This is a genomic window from Paracoccus sp. SSJ (assembly GCF_030234105.1).
GTDB lineage: Bacteria > Pseudomonadota > Alphaproteobacteria > Rhodobacterales > Rhodobacteraceae > Paracoccus > Paracoccus denitrificans.
Map to the genome: position 1 here is coordinate 260838 of NZ_JASSPE010000002.1, position 17824 is coordinate 278661.

General features: G+C 68.3%; 17 protein-coding genes. 3 read left to right on the forward strand and 14 right to left on the reverse strand.

What is annotated here, in order from left to right; translation table 11 throughout:
* Positions 1-53 precede the first annotated feature (53 nt).
* The 4 genes from QPR87_RS03540 to infC are packed head-to-tail and all read right to left on the reverse strand — an operon-like array spanning position 54 to position 4194.
* Positions 54-2090, reverse strand: a complete 2037-nt coding sequence (locus QPR87_RS03540; RefSeq protein WP_285048343.1) for a M3 family metallopeptidase — start codon at positions 2088-2090, stop codon at positions 54-56.
* Positions 2091-2123: 33 nt separating this feature from the next.
* Positions 2124-3158 (reverse strand): HesA/MoeB/ThiF family protein, encoded by a 1035-nt coding sequence (locus QPR87_RS03545; protein WP_502921593.1) that lies wholly within the window; start codon positions 3156-3158, stop codon positions 2124-2126.
* Positions 3159-3180: 22 nt separating this feature from the next.
* On the reverse strand, positions 3181-3642 hold the full coding sequence (gene dut, locus QPR87_RS03550; RefSeq protein ID WP_011748236.1) for a dUTP diphosphatase: 462 nt from the start codon (positions 3640-3642) through the stop codon (positions 3181-3183).
* A 12-nt stretch (positions 3643-3654) separates the two neighbouring features.
* Positions 3655-4194 carry a translation initiation factor IF-3 gene (gene infC, locus QPR87_RS03555; protein ID WP_041529906.1) on the reverse strand — a complete coding sequence of 180 codons (540 nt, stop codon included), beginning with the start codon at positions 4192-4194 and terminating at the stop codon, positions 3655-3657.
* Positions 4195-4429: 235 nt separating this feature from the next.
* Here infC and QPR87_RS03560 point away from each other — a divergent pair, with 235 nt between their 5' ends.
* Positions 4430-5068 (forward strand): hypothetical protein, encoded by a 639-nt coding sequence (locus QPR87_RS03560; protein WP_285048346.1) that lies wholly within the window; start codon positions 4430-4432, stop codon positions 5066-5068.
* Positions 5065-5940: a glycosyltransferase family 2 protein gene (locus QPR87_RS03565; RefSeq protein ID WP_285048348.1), complete on the forward strand. Its 876-nt coding sequence runs from the start codon at positions 5065-5067 to the stop codon at positions 5938-5940. Before QPR87_RS03560 ends, QPR87_RS03565 begins: the two co-directional genes overlap by 4 nt.
* Before the next feature lie 15 nt (positions 5941-5955).
* Here the strand turns inward: QPR87_RS03565 and QPR87_RS03570 are convergent, their stop codons facing one another.
* The 6 genes from QPR87_RS03570 to QPR87_RS03595 form a co-directional block, all read right to left on the reverse strand.
* Positions 5956-7245, reverse strand: coding sequence for a PQQ-dependent sugar dehydrogenase (locus QPR87_RS03570; protein ID WP_285048349.1), 1290 nt, complete (start codon positions 7243-7245; stop codon positions 5956-5958).
* A 140-nt stretch (positions 7246-7385) separates the two neighbouring features.
* The gene (gene pgi / locus QPR87_RS03575; RefSeq protein ID WP_285048350.1) at positions 7386-8987 is read right to left on the reverse strand and encodes a glucose-6-phosphate isomerase; all 1602 of its coding nucleotides are present in this window, start codon (positions 8985-8987) and stop codon (positions 7386-7388) included.
* A 1-nt stretch (position 8988) separates the two neighbouring features.
* A complete protein-coding gene (pgl, locus tag QPR87_RS03580) occupies positions 8989-9663 on the reverse strand; it encodes a 6-phosphogluconolactonase (RefSeq protein WP_104493938.1) in 675 nt (224 codons plus the stop codon).
* Positions 9660-11111, reverse strand: coding sequence for a glucose-6-phosphate dehydrogenase (gene zwf, locus QPR87_RS03585; RefSeq protein WP_041529908.1), 1452 nt, complete (start codon positions 11109-11111; stop codon positions 9660-9662). Before zwf ends, pgl begins: the two co-directional genes overlap by 4 nt.
* 76 nt (positions 11112-11187) lie before the next feature.
* The gene (locus QPR87_RS03590) at positions 11188-11781 is read right to left on the reverse strand and encodes an RSP_2648 family PIN domain-containing protein (protein WP_285048351.1); all 594 of its coding nucleotides are present in this window, start codon (positions 11779-11781) and stop codon (positions 11188-11190) included.
* Positions 11778-12974, reverse strand: a complete 1197-nt coding sequence (locus QPR87_RS03595; RefSeq protein WP_285048352.1) for an RSP_2647 family RNA methyltransferase — start codon at positions 12972-12974, stop codon at positions 11778-11780. The genes QPR87_RS03590 and QPR87_RS03595 overlap by 4 nt, the downstream gene beginning before the upstream one ends.
* Positions 12975-13089: 115 nt before the next feature.
* Here QPR87_RS03595 and edd point away from each other — a divergent pair, with 115 nt between their 5' ends.
* Positions 13090-14892, forward strand: coding sequence for a phosphogluconate dehydratase (gene edd / locus QPR87_RS03600; protein ID WP_285048353.1), 1803 nt, complete (start codon positions 13090-13092; stop codon positions 14890-14892).
* A 38-nt stretch (positions 14893-14930) separates the two neighbouring features.
* On the opposite strand, the gene QPR87_RS03605 is transcribed toward edd, so the two are convergent.
* From QPR87_RS03605 to hisD, 4 genes are all read right to left on the reverse strand, one after another.
* Positions 14931-15461, reverse strand: a complete 531-nt coding sequence (locus QPR87_RS03605; RefSeq protein WP_285048354.1) for a PAS domain-containing protein — start codon at positions 15459-15461, stop codon at positions 14931-14933.
* A gap of 78 nt (positions 15462-15539) precedes the next feature.
* Positions 15540-15998, reverse strand: a complete 459-nt coding sequence (locus tag QPR87_RS03610; protein WP_285048355.1) for an arsenate-mycothiol transferase ArsC — start codon at positions 15996-15998, stop codon at positions 15540-15542.
* A gap of 3 nt (positions 15999-16001) precedes the next feature.
* Positions 16002-16490: a UPF0262 family protein gene (locus QPR87_RS03615; RefSeq protein ID WP_011748247.1), complete on the reverse strand. Its 489-nt coding sequence runs from the start codon at positions 16488-16490 to the stop codon at positions 16002-16004.
* On the reverse strand, positions 16487-17797 hold the full coding sequence (gene hisD, locus QPR87_RS03620; RefSeq protein WP_230999168.1) for a histidinol dehydrogenase: 1311 nt from the start codon (positions 17795-17797) through the stop codon (positions 16487-16489). The genes QPR87_RS03615 and hisD overlap by 4 nt, the downstream gene beginning before the upstream one ends.
* Positions 17798-17824: the final 27 nt, after the last annotated feature.

The window sequence follows — 17824 nt, forward strand, 5'->3', positions numbered from 1 at the left end:
ACCGCCACCCGGCCAGCGAATCGCCGCGAGTCATGCGGCCTTGCGACAGCGGGTCAGTCCGCCTCGGCCAGAAGGCCGCGCCCCTTCAGCAACGCCTCGACGCCAGGCTTTCGTCCCCGGAACTTCAGCCAAAGCTCATCGGCCGGCAGGGAATCGCCCTTGGACAGGATCCATTGCTCCAGCCGCCGCGCGGTTTCGGGATCGAAGGCGTCGCCCTTTTCCATGAAGGCCGCGAATGCGTCGGCATCCATCACCTCGGACCACATATAGCTGTAATAGCCCGAGGAATAACCGTCTCCGGAAAAGACATGCGCAAAATGCGGCGTGGCATGGCGCATGGGAATTGCGGCGGGCGCGCCCAGTTCCGCCAGCACCTCGGCCTGCCGCGCCATGGGATCGGCCGGCGGCTCGCCGCGGTGAAAGGCCAGGTCGACCAAGGCGCTTTCCAGATATTCGGTGGTGGCAAAGCCCTGATCGGCATTGCCCGCCGCCAGGATGCGGTCGCGCAGATCGGCGGGCAGCGGCGCGCCGGTCTCGGCGTGGCGGGCATGGCGGTCCAGCACCTCGGGCCGCTCCAGCCAATGCTCGAAAAGCTGGCTGGGCAATTCGACGAAATCGCGCGCGACCGAGGTGCCCGACATCGAGGGCCAGTTCACATCCGACAGGATATGGTGCAGCGCATGGCCGAATTCGTGGAACAGCGTATGGGCATCGTCCCAGGACAGATAGGCCGGCGCGCCCTCGGCCTCGGGCGGAGTGAAGTTGCAGACATTCACCACGATGGGACGCTGCCCCGCCCCGATCTTGTGCTGCTGCTGCAGGGACGAGCACCATGCCCCCGAGCGCTTGCCGGGCCGGGCGTAGTAATCGCCGACGAACACCGCCATGTGCCGGCCGTTCCGCCTCACCTCCCACGCCCGCGCATCGGGGGACCAGAGCGGCGCGTCGAATGCGCGCATCTCGATCCCGAACAACCGTTGCGCCGTGTCGAAAACCGCGCCCAGCATGGCCTCCAGCGTCAGGTAAGGCTTGACCTCGGCCTCATCCAGGTCGTGTTCGGCCTTGCGCCGCCGCTCGGCATAGAAGCGCCAGTCCCAGGGCTCCAGCGCGCCGTTCACGCCGTTCTCGTGCAGCATCCCGGTCAACTGCGCGGCATCGGCATCGGCCCGGGCCTTGGCGGCGGCCCAGACCTCGGTCAGCAGCGCCTCGACGTTTTCGGCAGTTTTCGCCATCTCGGGCTCCAGCTTGTAGCTGGCGAAATCCGCATAGCCCAGAAGCCGGGCGCGCTCGTGCCGCAATTGTAAGATCTCGGCGGCGATGGGGCGGTTGTCGGTCGTGGCCCCGCCCGCGCCCTGCCCCGAGCCGCGCGCGCACCATGCCCGCCAAGCCGCTTCGCGCAGGGCCCGTTTTTCGGAATATTCCAGGAAAGGCACGATCAGCGAGCGATTCAGCGTCACGATCTGGCCCGAAAGCCCGCGCTCGCGCGCAGCGGCTCGCATGGCGCGCACCAGCCAGTCGGGCAAGCCGGCCAGATCGCTGTCGGCGACGCTCATGGTAAAGTCGCGCTCGTCCGCCAGCACGTTCTGGGCGAATTCGGTCGACAGCACCGCCAGCCGCTCGCGGATCGCGGCCATGCGCTCGCGTGCCGCGCCGGTCAGGCCCGCGCCCGCCCGACGCAGCCCGCGCAAGGTCAGTTCCGTCAGGCGGCGATCTTCGGGCGCCAACTCGTCGGCATCCTGCATCACCGCCTCGACCCGGTCGAACAGCCGCGGGTCCATGCTGACCTTGCTGCCATGCGCGGCCAGTCGCGGGGCGATCCGGCGCTGCAGATCCTCGCGCGCCGGGTTGGAATCGACGCCGGCCAAGGTGAAGAAGATCGCGCAAAGCCGGTTCAGCGGCTCCTCGGCGCTTTCAAGCGCTGCGACGGTGTTGTCGAAGGTCGGCGGGGCGGGACTGGCGGCGATGGCCTCGACCGCCTCTTCGGCCAGTTTCAGGCAGGCGTCGAAGGCCGGGTCGAAATCCTCGTCGCGGATCAGGTCGAAACGCGGCAGGCCCAGCGGGCCGGTCCAATGCGTCAGTTCGGGGTTCATGCGAGCCTCCTTTTCCGGTTGGCCGCGAGTGTTTCAGCCTGCGCGGAAATGTCCAGAGCCACAGGTGGGGCAATCGGCACGTCGCGAGATTTTCATCAGCCGGTTCTCGCCGTAAAGCCCGTCGAAGATCAGCATGCGGCCGCGCAAGGGCTCGCCGGTGCGGGCAATCAGCTTGATCGCCTCCAGCGCCATCAGGCTGCCGATGACGCCGGGCAGCGGGCCGACGACGCCCGCCTCGGCGCAGGCCGGCGCAAGGCCCGGGGCCGGCGCCTCGGGGAAAATGCAGGTCATGCAGGGCGCGCCATGGTGCGGATCCCAGATGGTCACCTGCCCTTCCCATTGCGCGATGGCGCCGGCGACCAGCGGCACGCCAGCCGCGACGCAGGCCGCATTCACCGCACGGCGCGCGGCGAAGCTGTCGGTGCCGTCCAGCACCAGGTCATGTTCGGCGATCAGCGCGGCATCGGCATCGGTGATGCGACGGTTCAGCGCCGCGACCTCGACATGCGGGTTCAGCGCCAGCATGGCATCGCGCGCGGCCTCGGCCTTGGGGCGGCCGTCATCGGCGCTGCGGAATATCACCTGGCGTTGCAGGTTCGACAGGCCGACATGGTCGTCGTCGGCCACCGTGATCCGCCCAACGCCAGCGGCAGCAAGATAAAGGCAGACCGGCGCGCCCAGCCCGCCTGCGCCGACCACCAGCACGCGGGCGCGCCTCAAGGCCGCCTGCCCCGGCCCGCCCAGTTCGCGCAACACGATATGGCGGGCATAGCGGTCAAGCTCGGGGTCAGACAGCGGGCCGGATTGCGCTGACGGCTGCGGGGCCTCCGGCACGGGAACGGCCCGACGATGCAACTGGCGCAGCAGCAGGCGATAGCCCAGCAGCAGCGCCACAACGCCGCCGCCCAGCACCCAGACCCGGGCATCGCCGCCGACCAGACGCGCGACCCCGCTGCCCGGCGCCAGCACCAGCGCGGCAACGGCAGCCAGCCAAAGCGCCGCCACACCCGCCCAGCCGCGCCATGCCGGCCAGCCAAGCAGGCGCGCCGCGACCAGCACGGCAAGCATGATTGCAAGGATCAGCACGGGCTCAGGCCCGCCCGGTCGAGCCGAAGCCGCCCTCGCCGCGCGCGGTCTGCTCCAGCGCCTCGGCCATGACATAGGCCGCGCGAGTCACCGGGGCGACGACGGCCTGGGCGATGCGCTCGCCATGATGGATGGTATAGGGCTGCTGGCTGAGGTTTATCATGATCACGCCCAGCGGCCCGCGATAATCGCTGTCGATGGTCCCCGGCGTGTTGGGCAGCGTCACGCCATGCTTCAGCGCCAGGCTGGAGCGGGGGCGGACCTGCATCTCGTATCCCTCGGGAATCTGCACGCGCAGCCCGGTGGGAACCAGGCGGATCTGGCCGGGATCGAGCACCAGCTCGCCCCCGCCCAGGTCGGCCCGCAGGTCGGCGCCGGCCGAACCGCGGGTCTGGTATTCGGGCAGGGGCAGCGCCGGATCGGCGCCCGGTTCACGCAGAACCAGAATCGTCACCTCGGCCGCCATCTCCAAAGCCCCTTATCTCGGCGAGATCATCATGACCATCTGACGCCCTTCCAGCTTGGGCATCGATTCGACCTTGCCGGCCTCGCCCACGTCGGCGGCGACGCGGTTCAGAAGCTCAAGCCCAAGCTGCTGGTGGGCCATCTCGCGGCCGCGGAAGCGCAGGGTGATCTTGACCTTGTCGCCCTCGGCCAGGAACTTCATGACCGAACGCATCTTGACGTCGTAATCATGGGTATCGGTCCCGGGACGGAACTTGATCTCCTTGATCTCGATGATCTTCTGCTTCTTGCGGGCCTCGGCCTCGCGCTTTTGCTGTTCATACTTGAACTTGCCCAGGTCCATGATCTTGCAGACCGGGGGCGTGGCATTCGGCGAGATTTCGACAAGATCAAGCCCGGCTTCCTGTGCAAGCTCCAGACCGCGGGCGGGTGTCACGACACCTACATTCTCGCCATCCGCACCGATCAGGCGGATTTCGGCGACTCGGATGCGCTCGTTGACGCGGGGGCCGGTGTCACGGGTGGGCGGAGCGTTATGCGGTCTGCGGGCTATGGCTGTCTTCCTTGTATTGCCGGGGCTTTCGGGCGGTTAAATAGTCCTGCGCAGGCGGATTTTCAACCGGATTCGATGAGTCTGGCCAAGGTTTGGCGGCCGTCCCCGCACTTTCGCGCAACGGTTGACGCAGCCATGCGCAGGCATGCGGCACCTGCGTCGCCGGGACGCTTTTCCCCCTTGCCGCGGCATGGCATAGAGGACCCGAGCCGCCGCAGCCCTGACGGAGAAGACGATGCAGAAAATCCTGGCCTTGATCGTGATTCTGGCCCTCGCGCTTGGCGGATTGTGGCTGTGGAGCGGCGGCGACCCGACCCGCCTGGCAGGCAGCACGCCGCCGGCCGAGTCCCCCGCCACGCCCGCAGCACCCGCAGCCGACCAGCCCCCGGCGCAGGAAAGCGCCAACGCGGCGGCCGACGCCGCGGCCGATGCGGCCGCCATCGCGGCGGATGCGGCGGCCGATGCCTCGATCTCGGCCGGACAGGCGGCGGTCGGCGCGGCCGGCTCTGCCGCCGAACAGGCCGAGGCGGCGGCCGAAGCCGCCATCGCCGCCGCCGACCGCGCCGCGGATGCAGCGGCGGCGGCCAATGCCACGCCCGAGCAGGCCGAGGCAGCCGCCATTGCCGCCAGCACCGCCGCCCGCGAAGCCGCAACCGCCACGCGCCAGGCCGGCGAGGCCGCCAGCCAGGCGGTCGGGATCGACGCCGCCCTGACCCCGCAGGGGTTCGACGCGGGCAAGGTGCGCACCATGATCGAGCAATCGGGCCTTTCCGCCGAACGCAAGGCCGGGCTGATCGCGCTGCTCGACAACGCGGCCCTGGACCCGGCGGCACTGGCGCAGGCGCTGGACCAGATCAAGGCAGCCCTGCCATGAGCTTTCCCAGCCTCGCCGATTTCCTGAAGAACGCGCGCGACCGGCTGGACAAGGGACCCATCGCGCTGGTGCTGATCGAGGACGAGGCCGCGGTTCAGCAGACGCTGGCGCATCACCTGACCGCCGGGTTCAAGCTGATCCTCGCGCTCTCGCCCGAGCCGCTGCCGGCCCATGCCCTGCCCGAGGACGGCGCGAAGCGAATCGTCAACCTGCGCCACGATTCGCGCCGCGGCCGGGCGCATGTCGATGCGGTCAATGCGGTGATCGAGGCCGCGCCCGCCGATACCTGGCTTTATTACGGCTACAATGCGGAATTCCTGTTCTATCCCTTCTCGGAAAGCCGCACCGTGGGCGAGATGCTGACCTTTCACGCCGAGGAGCGGCGGCGGGCGATGCTGACCTATGTCATCGACCTCTATGCCCCGGATCTGGAGCGTTTTCCCGATGCGGTCAGCCTGAACGAGGCGATGTTCGACCGCACCGGCTATTACGCGCTTGGCCGCATGGACCGCGACGGCCGCTACAAGGAACGCCAGCTGGACTTCCATGGCGGGCTGCGCTGGCGCTTCGAGGAGCACCTGCCGCAGGATCGCCGCCGCATCGACCGCATCGCGCTGTTCCGCAGCCAGCCGGGGCTGCGGCTCCTGCCCGATCACCGCTTCAATGTCGAGGAATACAACACCTATGCCTGTCCCTGGCACAACAACCTGACCGCGGCCGTCGCCTCGTTCCGGGTGGCCAAGGCGCTGGCCAGGAATCCCGGCTCGCGCGGGCATATCCGCAGCTTTCGCTGGCGTAACTCGCACCCTTTCCAGTGGAATGCGCAGCAGTTGATGGATTTCGGGCTGATGGAGCCGGGCCAGTGGTTCTGAAGCGGCCGGACGCGGTCAGGCGGCACTGACCCGCCAGATCACGTCGCCCACGTCATCGGCCATCAGGAGCGACCTGCCATCCGGGCCAATGGTCACGCCGACGGGGCGGCCATGGGAGTATTTCTCGTCCTCGGACAGAAAACCCGACAGGATGTCGCGCGGCGGACCCGAGGGGCGACCATCCCGGAAGGGCACGAAGATCAGCTTGTAGCCCGAAAGCGTCGAGCGGTTCCACGAGCCGTGCTGGCCGATCGCCATGCCGTCGGGAAAGCCCGGCAGCGTGCCCTCGGGCATCCAGCACAGGCCCAGCGAGGCGGTATGGCCGCCCAGGGCATAGTCCGGGGCGATGGCACGGGCGACCTCGGCCGGGTCCTGCGGCACGCGGTCGTCGACGATCCGCCCCCAGTAGCAATAGGGCCAGCCGTAGAAGCCGCCCTCCTGCACCGAGGTCAGGTAATCGGGCGGCGTCTCGTCGCCCAGCCCGTCGCGTTCGTTCACCACGGTCCAGAGCGCGCCGGTCGAGGGCTCCCAGGCCATGCCGACCGGATTGCGCAGACCCGAGGCGAAGATGCGAGCCTGGCCGGTTTCCAGGTCCAGTTCCCAGATCGCGGCACGGCCCTGTTCCGCCTCCATGCCGTCGTCGGCGATATTGGTCAGCGAGCCGACACCGCAGTAAAGCCGCTTGCGGTCGGGCGAGACGATCAGGCTGCGCGTCCAATGCCCGCCGGGCTTGAACTCGACAAGCCTGCGGCCCAGCCCGTCGAGCCGCGTCGCGCCGGGCGCATAGGGAAAGGCGACGATGCCGTCGGTATTGCCGACATAGAAGGTGTCGCCGACCAGGGCCATGCCGAAGGGCTGGCGCTGGTCTTCGAGGAAGACCTCGCGCGTTTCGGCCACGCCGTCGCCATCACGGTCGCGCAACAGCGTGATGCGGTTGGCGCTGGTCCCCAGCGCGCGGGCGCGGCGCATGGTGGCCTGGGCGGCGCGGTCGAGCAGCGATCGCGGCGGGCTTGCCTCTTGCAGGGCCTCGGCCACCAGCACGTCGCCATTGGGAAGCACCTCGATCCAGCGCGGATGGCGCAATTCGCGGGCGAAGGCATCGACGCGCAGGCCGGGTGCGGCCTTGGGCAATTGCCCCGGCGCCCAGCCGCGGGCGGTGGGCATCTTCAGGGTCATGATGCCCTGTTTCTTCGCCTCGGGGATGGCGGGGCTGGACCCGAATGCCGGCGTCCGGGGGGCGCCCATCCGGCGCATCAGCACCATTGCCCCACCGACAATGGCCGTTGCCTTGGCCAGAAGATCCATGGCTTTCCTTCCTCACTGCGCGGGCCAAGGCTAGTCGGGATGCGGAGCGGGTCAATCCCGGAATCTGCAGCGGGATGGGGTAAATCGGCGGGGATGGCGCCGGTGGCACCGTCCCATGAGTATTTTGGGAACGAAGAAGTTCAGCGGCGCGCTTCGCGGATCAGTGCCGCGAGATGTTCGGTCGAGGGGTCGTGGCCGGGGGCGGGCTCGCCCTCGAGCAGCGGGGCCACCTTCAGCGCCAGTTCCTTGCCGAGTTCGACCCCCCATTGGTCGAAGCTGTTGATGCCCAGGATCACGCCCTCGGCAAAGACGCGATGCTCGTAGAGCGCGACGATCTGGCCCAGCGTATAGGGGTCGAGTTCGGGGATCAGCAGCGTGGTCGAGGGGCGGTTGCCCGGAAAGACCCGATGGCGGGCCTGGCGGTCCAGTTCCGCGCCGGTCAGGCCCTTGGCGCGCATGATCTCGCGCGCCTCGTCAAGCGAGCGGCCGCGCATCAGCGCCTCGGATTGCGCCAGGCAATTGGCGATCAGGAGCAGGTGGTGATGCGCGAGGTCGGGTTCGCGGCCGCGCGCGGCGATGATGAATTCGCATGGCACCACCGCCGTGCCCTGGTGGATCAGCTGATAGAAGGCGTGCTGGCCGTTGGTGCCCGGCTCGCCCCAGACCACCGGGCCAGAGGGCAGGGTCAGGTCGCTGCCGTCCATGGCGACGCGCTTGCCGTTCGATTCCATCTCCAGCTGCTGCAGATAGGCCGGCAGGCAGGCAAGGCGGTTGTCATAGGGCAGCACGGCGCGGGTGCCGTAGCCGCAGACCTGGTTATGCCAGATGCCGACCAGCGCCAGGATCACCGGCAAGTTCCCCGCCAGGGGCGCCTCGCGGAAATGGCGGTCCATGGCCGCGCCGCCGGCAAGGAAGCGGTCGAAATTCCCGGGTCCGATGGCGATCATCAGCGAAAGGCCGATGGGCCCCCACATGGAATAGCGCCCCCCTACCCAATCCTCGAAGCCGAAGACGCGGGCCTCGTCGATGCCCCATTCGGCGGTGCGCTCGGTGGCCGAGGAAAGCGCAGCGAATTGCGCCGCCGGATCGGCGACCGACGCCGCCATCCAGTCCAGCGCCGTCCGGGCGTTGGTCATGGTCTCGATGGTGGTGAAGGTCTTGGAGGCGACGATCACCAGCGTCGTCGCCGGATCGAGCCCCTTGAGCGTATCGGCGATGTCCGCCCCGTCCACGTTCGAGACGAAATGCACCCGCGGCCCGTCATGCCAGGGCGAAAGCGCCCGCGTGGCCATGGCCGGGCCAAGGTCCGAGCCGCCGATGCCGATATTGACGACATCGGTGATGCGGCCGCCCTGCCCCGCAAAGCTGCCGTCGCGGATGGCGGCGGCGAATGCGCTCATCCGCTCATGCGTGCGGCGCAGCTCTGGCATCACGTCGCGGCCGTCCAGCATGATGCTGCCGTCCAGGTTGCGCAGCGCGGTATGCAGCACGGCGCGATCCTCGGTCTCGTTGATGCGCGCACCGCCGAACATGGCCTCGCGACGTCCGGGGACGGGCGCGGCCAGTTCCAGCAGCAGGTCGCGCGCGCCGGTGTCGATGGTTGTCTTGGACCAGTCCAGCACCAGCCCTTCGGCACTGGTCGAAAAGGCTGTGGCGCGGGCCGGATCGGCGTCAAACAGCGCCTCGATCCGCAGCGCCCCCTGGGATTTGCGGTGGTCTTGCAGTCGGCTCCAGATGGTCATGTCACTCTGCCCAATGCACGGTGATGTCGCCAAGGAAAGCGCGGATCGGCGCCTCGGTCGGATCGAGGCCCTGCGCACGCTCGAAAGCCTCGCGCTTGTCGGCGCCGGCGATCAGCAGATGGGTGTTGATCGCACCGCGCAGCGCCGAGGCGGTCAGGGTGATCCTGGGCTCGTCCTTGACGCTGTTGACAGCCATTACCGGCGGGGCGTCGGGCGCCAGCGCCAGCACGGTTTCCGAGGCGGCAGGGAACAGGCTTGCGGTATGCATGTCGGTGCCCATGCCCAGCAGCAGCACGGTCAGCGGCAGATGCGGGGCGATGGCCTCGGCCAGCGCCGGCACCGCATCCTCGGGGCGTTCGTCGCCGGTATAGAGGTCGATATAGCGAGCCGCCGCCGCCTTGTCCTTGAGCAGGTGGCGGCGCAGGAGCCGGCCGTTCGAGCGCAGATGCTCGCCATCCACCCAGCGCTCGTCGTTGAGCAGCACCGCGACGCGCGGCCAGTCGACCTCGCTGCCCGAGAGATAGTCGTAGAGCGGCGCCGGCGTGGTGCCGCCCGGCACGCAAAGGCTGGCGCTGTCGTTCACCCGCAAATGCTGCGACAGCTGCCCCGCCAAGCGGTCGGCCAGGGACAGAAACAGCATCTCGCGGTCGGGATATTCGATGAATTCCAGGGTCATGGCCGGATCTCCCTCCAGCGACGGTTGTCGCGATGCAGCAGGCGCAGCGCCTCCTCGGGGCCGCTGGAGCCGGGGTCGTAGGGCTCGGGCCGCTTCGAGCCGGCCTCCCAGGCCCCGATGATCGGGTCGGTCCAGGCCCAGGCGGCCTCGACCTCGTCGCCGCGCATGAACAGGGTCTGGTTGCCGCGGATCACGTCCATGATCAACCGCTCATAGGCGTCGGGCATGTCGGAGCCCTCGGCCCCCAGCGCATCGGCAAAGCTCATGTCCAGCGGCACCTGCACCAGGCGCATGCCGCCCGGTCCCGGCTCCTTGATCATCACGGTCAGGTGCATGCCCTCGTTCGGCTGCAGCTTGATGACCAGTTGGTTCGCCTTATGCGTGCCGCCGTCGTCGAAGATCGAATGCGGCGGCTCCTTGAAGGTGACGACGATCTCGCTGGTGCGCGCACGCAGTCGCTTGCCGGTGCGCAGATAGAAGGGTGTGCCGGTCCAGCGCCAGTTGGCGATCCGCACCTTCAGCGCCACGAAGCTTTCGGTGCGCGAGAGCGGGTTTTCGGCATCCTCCAGATAGCCGGGGCCGTCGGGGCCGGCCACATACTGGCCGCGCACGATGTCCTCGGCCGCGAGCGGCTCGAGCGCGCGGATCACCTTGAGCTTTTCGTCGCGCACCGCATCGGGATCGAAATGATAGGGCGGCTCCATGGCGATCAGGCACAGAAGCTGCATCAGGTGATTCTGCACCATGTCCCGCATGGCGCCGGAATGGTCGTAATATTCGCCACGTCCGCCGACGCCCACCGTCTCGGCCACGGTGATTTGGACATGGTCCACATATTGCGCGTTCCACAGCGGCTCGAACAGGATGTTTGCAAAGCGCACCGCCATCAGGTTCTGGACGGTTTCCTTGCCGAGGTAATGGTCGATCCGGTAGATCTGGTTTTCGTCGAAATGCCGGGCCAGCGTCGCATTCAGCGCGCGCGCGGTGGCAAGGTCGCGGCCAAAGGGCTTTTCGACGACGATGCGGCTGTCCGCATCGGCGATGCCATTGGCCGCCAGCCGCTCGGCGATATCGCCGAAAAGCGCCGGCGCGACCGAGAAATAGAAGGCATGCACCACCCCCGGACGCACCCGCGCCTTGAGCTCGGCCCAGCCGTCGGTGCCGCGTGCGTCGATGGCGACATAGCCCAGCATGTCCAGAAAGGCCGAAAGCTGCGCCGGGTCCTGGCCGGGGCCGATGAACTCCTCGATCGCGGCCCGCATCTCGGCGCGGAAGGCATCGTCGTCCTGACGGGTGCGGGCCGCGCCGATGATGCGTGCGCTGTCCGGCACCTGCCCGGCCACGAAACGCCGGTAAAGCCCGGGCACGATCTTGCGCCTGGCCAGGTCGCCGGTTGCACCAAAGATCACCAGGTCGAAATCCTCAACCGGAATGATGCGTGAAACCATCGCTGCCTCCTCATCGCTGATCTGCCGATTAGCCGATGTTAGCGGTAACATCAAGTCCTTCACACCCATCCTCATCTCAGTCTTGTTCCCGCGGGGGGATGATAGCGGTTCCAGGCGACGGAAATGTCGCGGTTTCGGGGGCCTCCAGCCGCGCGACGGCCTTAGCCAGGCGCGGCAGGCGGGCGCGCCGCATCAGCTCCTTGCGAGACATGGCGCCGCCGGCGGCCCGGGCGCGCGCCTCGGTGGCCTCGATCGCGGCCAGTACGGCTTCGGGCGCCCGCAGATAAAGGTCGCGCAGGAATTCGTCGGGATGGATCGCCCTGAGCCCGACCGAGGCCAGCGTGCCGCGCGGAAAGTCGCGCAGATTCGCGGTGACGATGGCCTCGGCACCCGCCGCCAGTGCGCATTCGACCACATGCCGGTCGGCCGGATCGGGCAGGTCGAGGCCGCTTGCCCCCTGCCCCGGCGCGGCCAGCGCCTGCGGAAAGCGCGACTCCAGCAGCGCGATCTCGACCCCGGCCGCGGCACCCTGCCGGGTTGCGGCATGGCGCCATTCGTCCAGGATGCGACGCGACCAGACCGGCTGGAACAGCCCCGCCGCCGCCGCGTCGATCAGGATTTCCCGCAGCACGGTCGGAAACAGCACGCAGGCGTCCAGAACCGCCCTCATCCGTCCAGCCGGAAGAACAGCGCCTTGAGATAGCCGGTCTCGGCCAGTTGCGGCAGCGTGGGATGGTCAGGGCCAGCCTGCCCGGTATGCAGCAGTTGCATCCGCCGCCCGCCCCGGCCGATGCCGCGGGCGCTGGCATTGCGGAATGCGGTCAGGTCGGCGGCATGGCTGCAGGAACACAGGCCCAGATAGCCGCCCGGCGCGACCAGCGGCGCGGCCAGCTTCGCCACCCGCTCATAGGCGCGCAAGCCCGCTTCCAGCGCAGGTTTCGAGGGCGCGAAGGCCGGCGGGTCGCAGATCACCAGGTCGAACTGCGCGCCCTCGGCAGCCAATGCCTCCATCTGCTCGAAGGCATCGCCCTGGCGGGTGGTCAGCCGCGCCTCGGCGCCCATGGCGCGCGCGCCGCCCCGCGCCAGTTCCAGCGCGGCGGCCGAGCCGTCGACGCAGGTGGCATGGGTGGCGCCGGCCGCCAAGGCGGCAAGGCCGAAGCCCCCGACATGCGAGAACACGTCCAGCACGCGCTGGCCCTGCGCCAGCCGCTGCGCAAAGGCATGATTCGGACGCTGGTCGTAGAACAGCCCGGTCTTTTGCCCCTGCGTCAGATCGGCCAGGTAGATCGCACCGTTCATCGGCACCTCGACGGGACCGTCGACCGCACCGGACAGGATCTCGGTCCGCTCGTCCAGACCCTCCAGCGCTCGCGCCCGGCCCTGCCCGTTCAGGATGACGGTCGAGACGCCCGTGACCTCGCGCAGCGCCGCGGCGATGTCCTCGACCATGCGCTCGGCCCAGGCGGCGTTGGGCTGGATCACCGCGGCATCGCCGAAACGGTCGATGATGGTGCCGGGCAGCCCGTCGGCCTCGGCATGGATAAGCCGGTAGAACGGTGCATCGAACAGCCGCGCCCGCAGCGCCAGTGCCCGTTGCAGTCGCGCGGCGATCCAGTCGCGGGTGATCTGCGCCTGCGGGTCGGGGTCCATCATCCGGGCGATGATCCGCGAATCGGGGTTCACCGTGACCAGACCCAGCGGCCGGCGTTCGGCATCCTCGAGCAGCGCAAAGCTGCCGGGCGGGATCGCCCGCGTGCGCCGGTCGGTGACCAGTTCGTCGGCAAAGACCCAGGGAAAACCGTGGCGGATTGCCTGCGGCTTGGATTTCGGGCGCAATCGGATGATGGGCAGATCGGCGTTCATGGCGGCCTCGTGCAAAACGGGGCAGGATTGCCACGGCAGGCGCCCGCGGGCAAGAGCGGGCCGGTTGCAATGTTACCGCTAACAGGATAGATTGGCAGCAAAGGAGACGCCAGCCATGACCTTGCACGCCACCATCGACCGGGTGACCGACCGCATCCGCGAGCGTTCTGCAAAAAGCCGCAGCGCCTATCTGGCCAAGATCGCCCGCGCCGCCGAGGAAGGGCCGCGCCGCGCCCATCTGTCCTGCGGCAACCAGGCCCATGCCTATGCCGCCATGCCGGACAAGCAGGATCTCGCCACCACGCGCAAGCCGAACATCGGCATCGTCACCGCCTATAACGACATGCTCTCGGCCCATCAGCCCTATGAGCGCTATCCCGACCTGATCCGGCAGGCGGCCCATGCCGCAGGCGCTACGGCGCAGGTCGCGGGCGGCGTGCCTGCGATGTGCGACGGCGTCACGCAGGGCCGGCCGGGGATGGAGCTGTCGCTGTTCTCGCGCGATGTGATCGCGCTGGCCTCGGGCGTGGCGCTGACGCATGACACATTCGACGCGGCGCTGTATCTGGGCGTTTGCGACAAGATCGTGCCGGGGCTGATCATCGCCGCCGGCACCTTCGGCCATATCCCGGCGGTCTTCGTCCCGGCCGGTCCCATGCCCTCGGGCCTGCCGAACGACGAGAAATCCAAGGTCCGGCAGCAGTTCACCACCGGCGAGGTCGGCCGCGAGGCGCTGATGGCGGCCGAGATGGCCAGCTATCACGCGCCCGGCACCTGCACCTTCTACGGCACGGCGAACAGCAACCAGATGCTGATGGAGTTCATGGGCCTGCACCTGCCCGGCTCCAGCTTCGTCAATCCGAACACGCCCTTGCGCGATGCGCTGACCAGCGCCGCGGTCCAGCGCGCGGCCGCGATCACCCGGCTGGGCAACGACTACCTGCCGGCAGGCGAGGTGCTGGACGAACGCGCCTTCGTCAACGGCATCGTCGGACTGATGGCGACCGGCGGCTCGACCAACCTGGTGCTGCACCTGCCTGCCATGGCGCGGGCGGCGGGGGTGATCCTGGACCTCGAGGATTTCCACGACCTGTCCGAGACGGTGCCGCTGATGGCCCGGGTCTATCCCAACGGGCTGGCCGACGTGAACCATTTCCATGCCGCCGGCGGCCTTGGCTACATGATCGGCCAATTGCTGGATGCCGGGCTGCTGCATCAGGACGTGCGCACTATCGCCGGCGGCGGCCTGGACCAATATGCCCACGAACCCCGGCTGAAGGACGGCCGGATCGAATGGGTCGAAGGCGCGCGAGAGACGCTGAACAACAAGATCCTGCGCCCGGCCGCCGATCCTTTCGCCCCGACAGGCGGGCTGAAGCAGCTTTCCGGCAACCTGGGCCGGGGGGTCATCAAGGTCTCGGCCGTGGCGCCCGAGCGCCATGTCATCGAGGCCCCCGTCCGGGTGTTTTCCGACCAGGAAGAAGTGAAGGCCGCCTTCAAGCGCGGCGAGTTCACCGAGGACGTGATCGTCGTCGTCCGCTTCCAGGGACCGCGTGCCAATGGCATGCCCGAACTGCATTCGCTGACCCCCACGCTGGCCGTGCTGCAGGATCGCGGCCTGCGGGTGGCGCTGGTCACGGACGGCCGCATGTCCGGCGCCTCGGGCAAGGTTCCCGCCGCGATCCATATCTCGCCCGAGGCGGCAGATGGCGGACCGCTGGCGCGGCTGCGCGACGGCGACCTGGTCCGGCTGGATGCGGCAAGCGGCACGCTGTCCTGCCTCGCCGCCGGCTTCGAGGATCGCCAGCCGGCCGAACATGACCCCTCGCATTCGGCCGAGGGATTGGGGCGCGAGTTGTTCGCCGCCTTCCGTCGCCATGTCGGGCCGGCGACCGAGGGCGCGGCGGTCGTCGTCTGACGGCCACCGCCCTTTGCCCTGCAGGCGGGCGGCCTCCATCAATGCTCACAACACGCCACGGGGCGGATGGCGATACCGTCCCGGGACTGGCCGTATCGTTGCAGCCACGACTCGGCCGGCGCGCGCGCCGGCAGGCAGATCATCTGCGCCATATCGGCCATCCCCGGCAGGTCCAGCCGCATCGGCCCCGCACCCTCGGCCAGTTCGCGCAGGAACAGCACGTTCAGGCAGATATGGCCGTCATCGTCGTGAATCGGGCAAAGGCGGGCATCGGCCCGGAAGCGTCGCCCAGACTTGGCGACCTGCGCCAGCCCAGGCAAGCGCAGGTCGCACCCGCCCGGCGTCTCAAGCATGCGCCAAAGCCGGTTCGGACCCTTCTCCGAGGGGTCCAGCAGGATCGCCACCGGCCGGCCGATCAATTCCTCGCGCCGATAGCCGCACATGCCGAGATAACTCTGGTTTACCGCGACGATATGGCCCGCAAGATCGAGGATGAGCACCGCGCGATGCGTGCCCATCGCCCGCATGGCCCATTCGAGGTCGTGGTGAAGCCGCTGGATTTCAGTCATTCCGGAAAACTCCCGCAAAGGATTTCCGGCAGGATTGCCCCAATAGGCTAAGATTCCGTTAGCGCGAGAGCTTTTTCCTCAAGCCTCGATCGGTGGGCCGAAGCGTTCGATCATCCGCTTGCGGATCTGGTCTCGCACGGTGCGGTAAAGCGCCAGTTTCGCCTCGCGCCCCTCTGCCAGGCCGCTGGGGTCCATGATCGGCCAGTATTCCACATCCAGATGAGAAACTCGCGTTAGTTCAAGGGCTTGCCTTTGGCTGGCCGGCGACAGGGCGATCACCAGGTCAAAGCTGGTCAGGTCGTCGCCCCAAGCCTTCATCTCCTCGAAGGAACGCGAGCGATGGGTCGAAAGCTCGACCCCGATCTCCTTGCAGACAGCGATGGCGAAGCCGTCGATCTCCATGTCGTTCTTGACGCCGGCCGATTGCACATAGGCGGCACGGCCGTAGAATTTCTTCATCATCCCCTCGGCCATGGGGGAACGGATGGCGTTATGGTCGCAGCAGAACAGCACCGAATGGGGAATCGGTCCGGCCACGAATCACCCCGGAACCAAGGCGCAGATCAGGGTGAACAGGCGCCGGGCGGTGTCGATATCGACCTCGGCCTTGCCCTCCAGCCGCTCTTGCAGGGTGCGGGCGCCCTCGTTGTGGATGCCGCGCCGGGCCATGTCGATGGCTTCGATCTGTGCCGGCGGCAGGCGCTTGACCGCATCGAAATAGCTGGTGCAGATCTGGAAGTAGTCCTTGACCGTCTGCCGGAACGGGCCCAGCGACAGGTGGAACTCGGCCACCTTGCTGCCCGATTCGGTGGCGATGTCGAAAACCAGCCGCTTCTCGCGCACCGCCAGAGCCAACGCATAGGGGCCGGGGGGAACGTCCTGCCCCTCGCGGCCAGGCAAGGTGAAGCTGTTGTCTTCCAGCAAATCGAAGACCGCGACGCGCCGGTCCTGCTCGATCTCGGGCGAGGGCGGCGGCAGCGCACTGTCGTCGATGTCGATCCGGCACAGCCGGTTCGCGGATTGGCTCATCCCTGCCCCCCGTTCAAAACCGCCAGCCGCGCCGAGACCGAACGGCCATGCGCCGACAGCCCCTCGGACTCGGCCAGCCGCACCGCCGCCGGGCCGATCGCCGCCAGCGCCTCGGGCGAAAGCCTGGCGATGGTGCTGCGCTTGAGGAAATCCATCACCGACAGGCCCGAGGAGAAGCGTGCCGAACGAGCCGTCGGCAGGACATGGTTCGGGCCGCTGACATAATCTCCCACCGCCTCGGGCGTCCAGCCGCCCAGGAAGATCGCCCCGGCATGGCGGGTCTTTTCCGCCAGTGCCTCGGGATCGTCCACGCAAAGCTCCAGGTGCTCGGGCGCCAGCCGGTCGGAAAGCGCCGCCGCCTCGTCGAGGTCGCGTGTCACGATCACCGTGCCATAGTCGCGCCAGCTCGCCCCGGCCACCTCGGCGCGCGGCAGCGCAGGCAGGATCCGCTCGACCTCGGCGACCACGGCGCGGGCCAGGGTTTCGTCCGGCGTGATCAGGATCGACTGGGCATCGGCGTCATGCTCGGCCTGCGCCAGCAGGTCCAGCGCCAGCCATTCCGGGTTCTGCTCGCCTTGGGCGATGATCAGCACCTCGGAGGGGCCGGCGATCATGTCGATGCCGACGCGCCCGAAAACTTGCCTTTTGGCCGCAGCCACATAGGCATTCCCCGGCCCGGTGATCTTGTCCACCGGGCGGATGGTCCGGGTGCCGTAGGCCATGGCGGCGATCGCCTGCGCACCGCCGATGCGATAGACCTCGTCCACGCCGGCAAGCTCCGCCGCCAGCAGCACCAGCGGATTCACCACGCCGTCGGGCGTCGGCACGCAGATCACCAGCCGCTCGACCCCCGCCACGCGCGCGGGAATGGCATTCATCAGGACCGAGGAGGGATAACTCGCCTGCCCGCCCGGCACATAAAGACCGGCGGCCGAGACCGGCGTCCAGCGCCAGCCCAGCGTTGCGCCTTCGGGATCGGTCCAGTTGAGATCGTCGGGCATCTGCCGGGCGTGATAGGCCCGGATCCGGCTTGCCGCCATGGCCAGCGCGGCACGATCCTCGGCCGAGACCTTCGCCGTTTGCGCGGCAATCTCGTCCTTCGAGAAGGCCAGCGTTTCCGCCGTCAGTGCCAGACGGTCGAAACGCCCGGTCAACTCGACCAGCGCGGCATCGCCCCGGCCGCGCACATCGGCGATGATCGACGCAACGGCATCGTTCACATCGGCCGCATCCTCGCGCTTCATCGAAAGAAGCGCGGCGAAGCGTTCGGCAAAATCGGGCTGGGCGGTCGAAAGATGGATGGGCATGGGTCGGGCCTTCAATGACCCGACCTT

Coding starts and splice junctions, on each gene's coding strand:
- QPR87_RS03540 (WP_285048343.1), bottom strand. CDS start 2,090: ATGAACCCCGAACTGACGCATTGGACCGGCCCGCTGGGCCTGCCGCGT.
- QPR87_RS03545 (WP_502921593.1), bottom strand. CDS start 3,158: ATGCTTGCCGTGCTGGTCGCGGCGCGCCTGCTTGGCTGGCCGGCATGG.
- dut (WP_011748236.1), bottom strand. CDS start 3,642: ATGGCGGCCGAGGTGACGATTCTGGTTCTGCGTGAACCGGGCGCCGAT.
- QPR87_RS03560 (WP_285048346.1), top strand. CDS start 4,430: ATGCAGAAAATCCTGGCCTTGATCGTGATTCTGGCCCTCGCGCTTGGC.
- QPR87_RS03565 (WP_285048348.1), top strand. CDS start 5,065: ATGAGCTTTCCCAGCCTCGCCGATTTCCTGAAGAACGCGCGCGACCGG.
- QPR87_RS03570 (WP_285048349.1), bottom strand. CDS start 7,245: ATGGATCTTCTGGCCAAGGCAACGGCCATTGTCGGTGGGGCAATGGTG.
- pgi (WP_285048350.1), bottom strand. CDS start 8,987: ATGACCATCTGGAGCCGACTGCAAGACCACCGCAAATCCCAGGGGGCG.
- pgl (WP_104493938.1), bottom strand. CDS start 9,663: ATGACCCTGGAATTCATCGAATATCCCGACCGCGAGATGCTGTTTCTG.
- zwf (WP_041529908.1), bottom strand. CDS start 11,111: ATGGTTTCACGCATCATTCCGGTTGAGGATTTCGACCTGGTGATCTTT.
- QPR87_RS03590 (WP_285048351.1), bottom strand. CDS start 11,781: ATGAGGGCGGTTCTGGACGCCTGCGTGCTGTTTCCGACCGTGCTGCGG.
- QPR87_RS03595 (WP_285048352.1), bottom strand. CDS start 12,974: ATGAACGCCGATCTGCCCATCATCCGATTGCGCCCGAAATCCAAGCCG.
- edd (WP_285048353.1), top strand. CDS start 13,090: ATGACCTTGCACGCCACCATCGACCGGGTGACCGACCGCATCCGCGAG.
- QPR87_RS03605 (WP_285048354.1), bottom strand. CDS start 15,461: ATGACTGAAATCCAGCGGCTTCACCACGACCTCGAATGGGCCATGCGG.
- QPR87_RS03615 (WP_011748247.1), bottom strand. CDS start 16,490: ATGAGCCAATCCGCGAACCGGCTGTGCCGGATCGACATCGACGACAGT.
- hisD (WP_230999168.1), bottom strand. CDS start 17,797: ATGCCCATCCATCTTTCGACCGCCCAGCCCGATTTTGCCGAACGCTTC.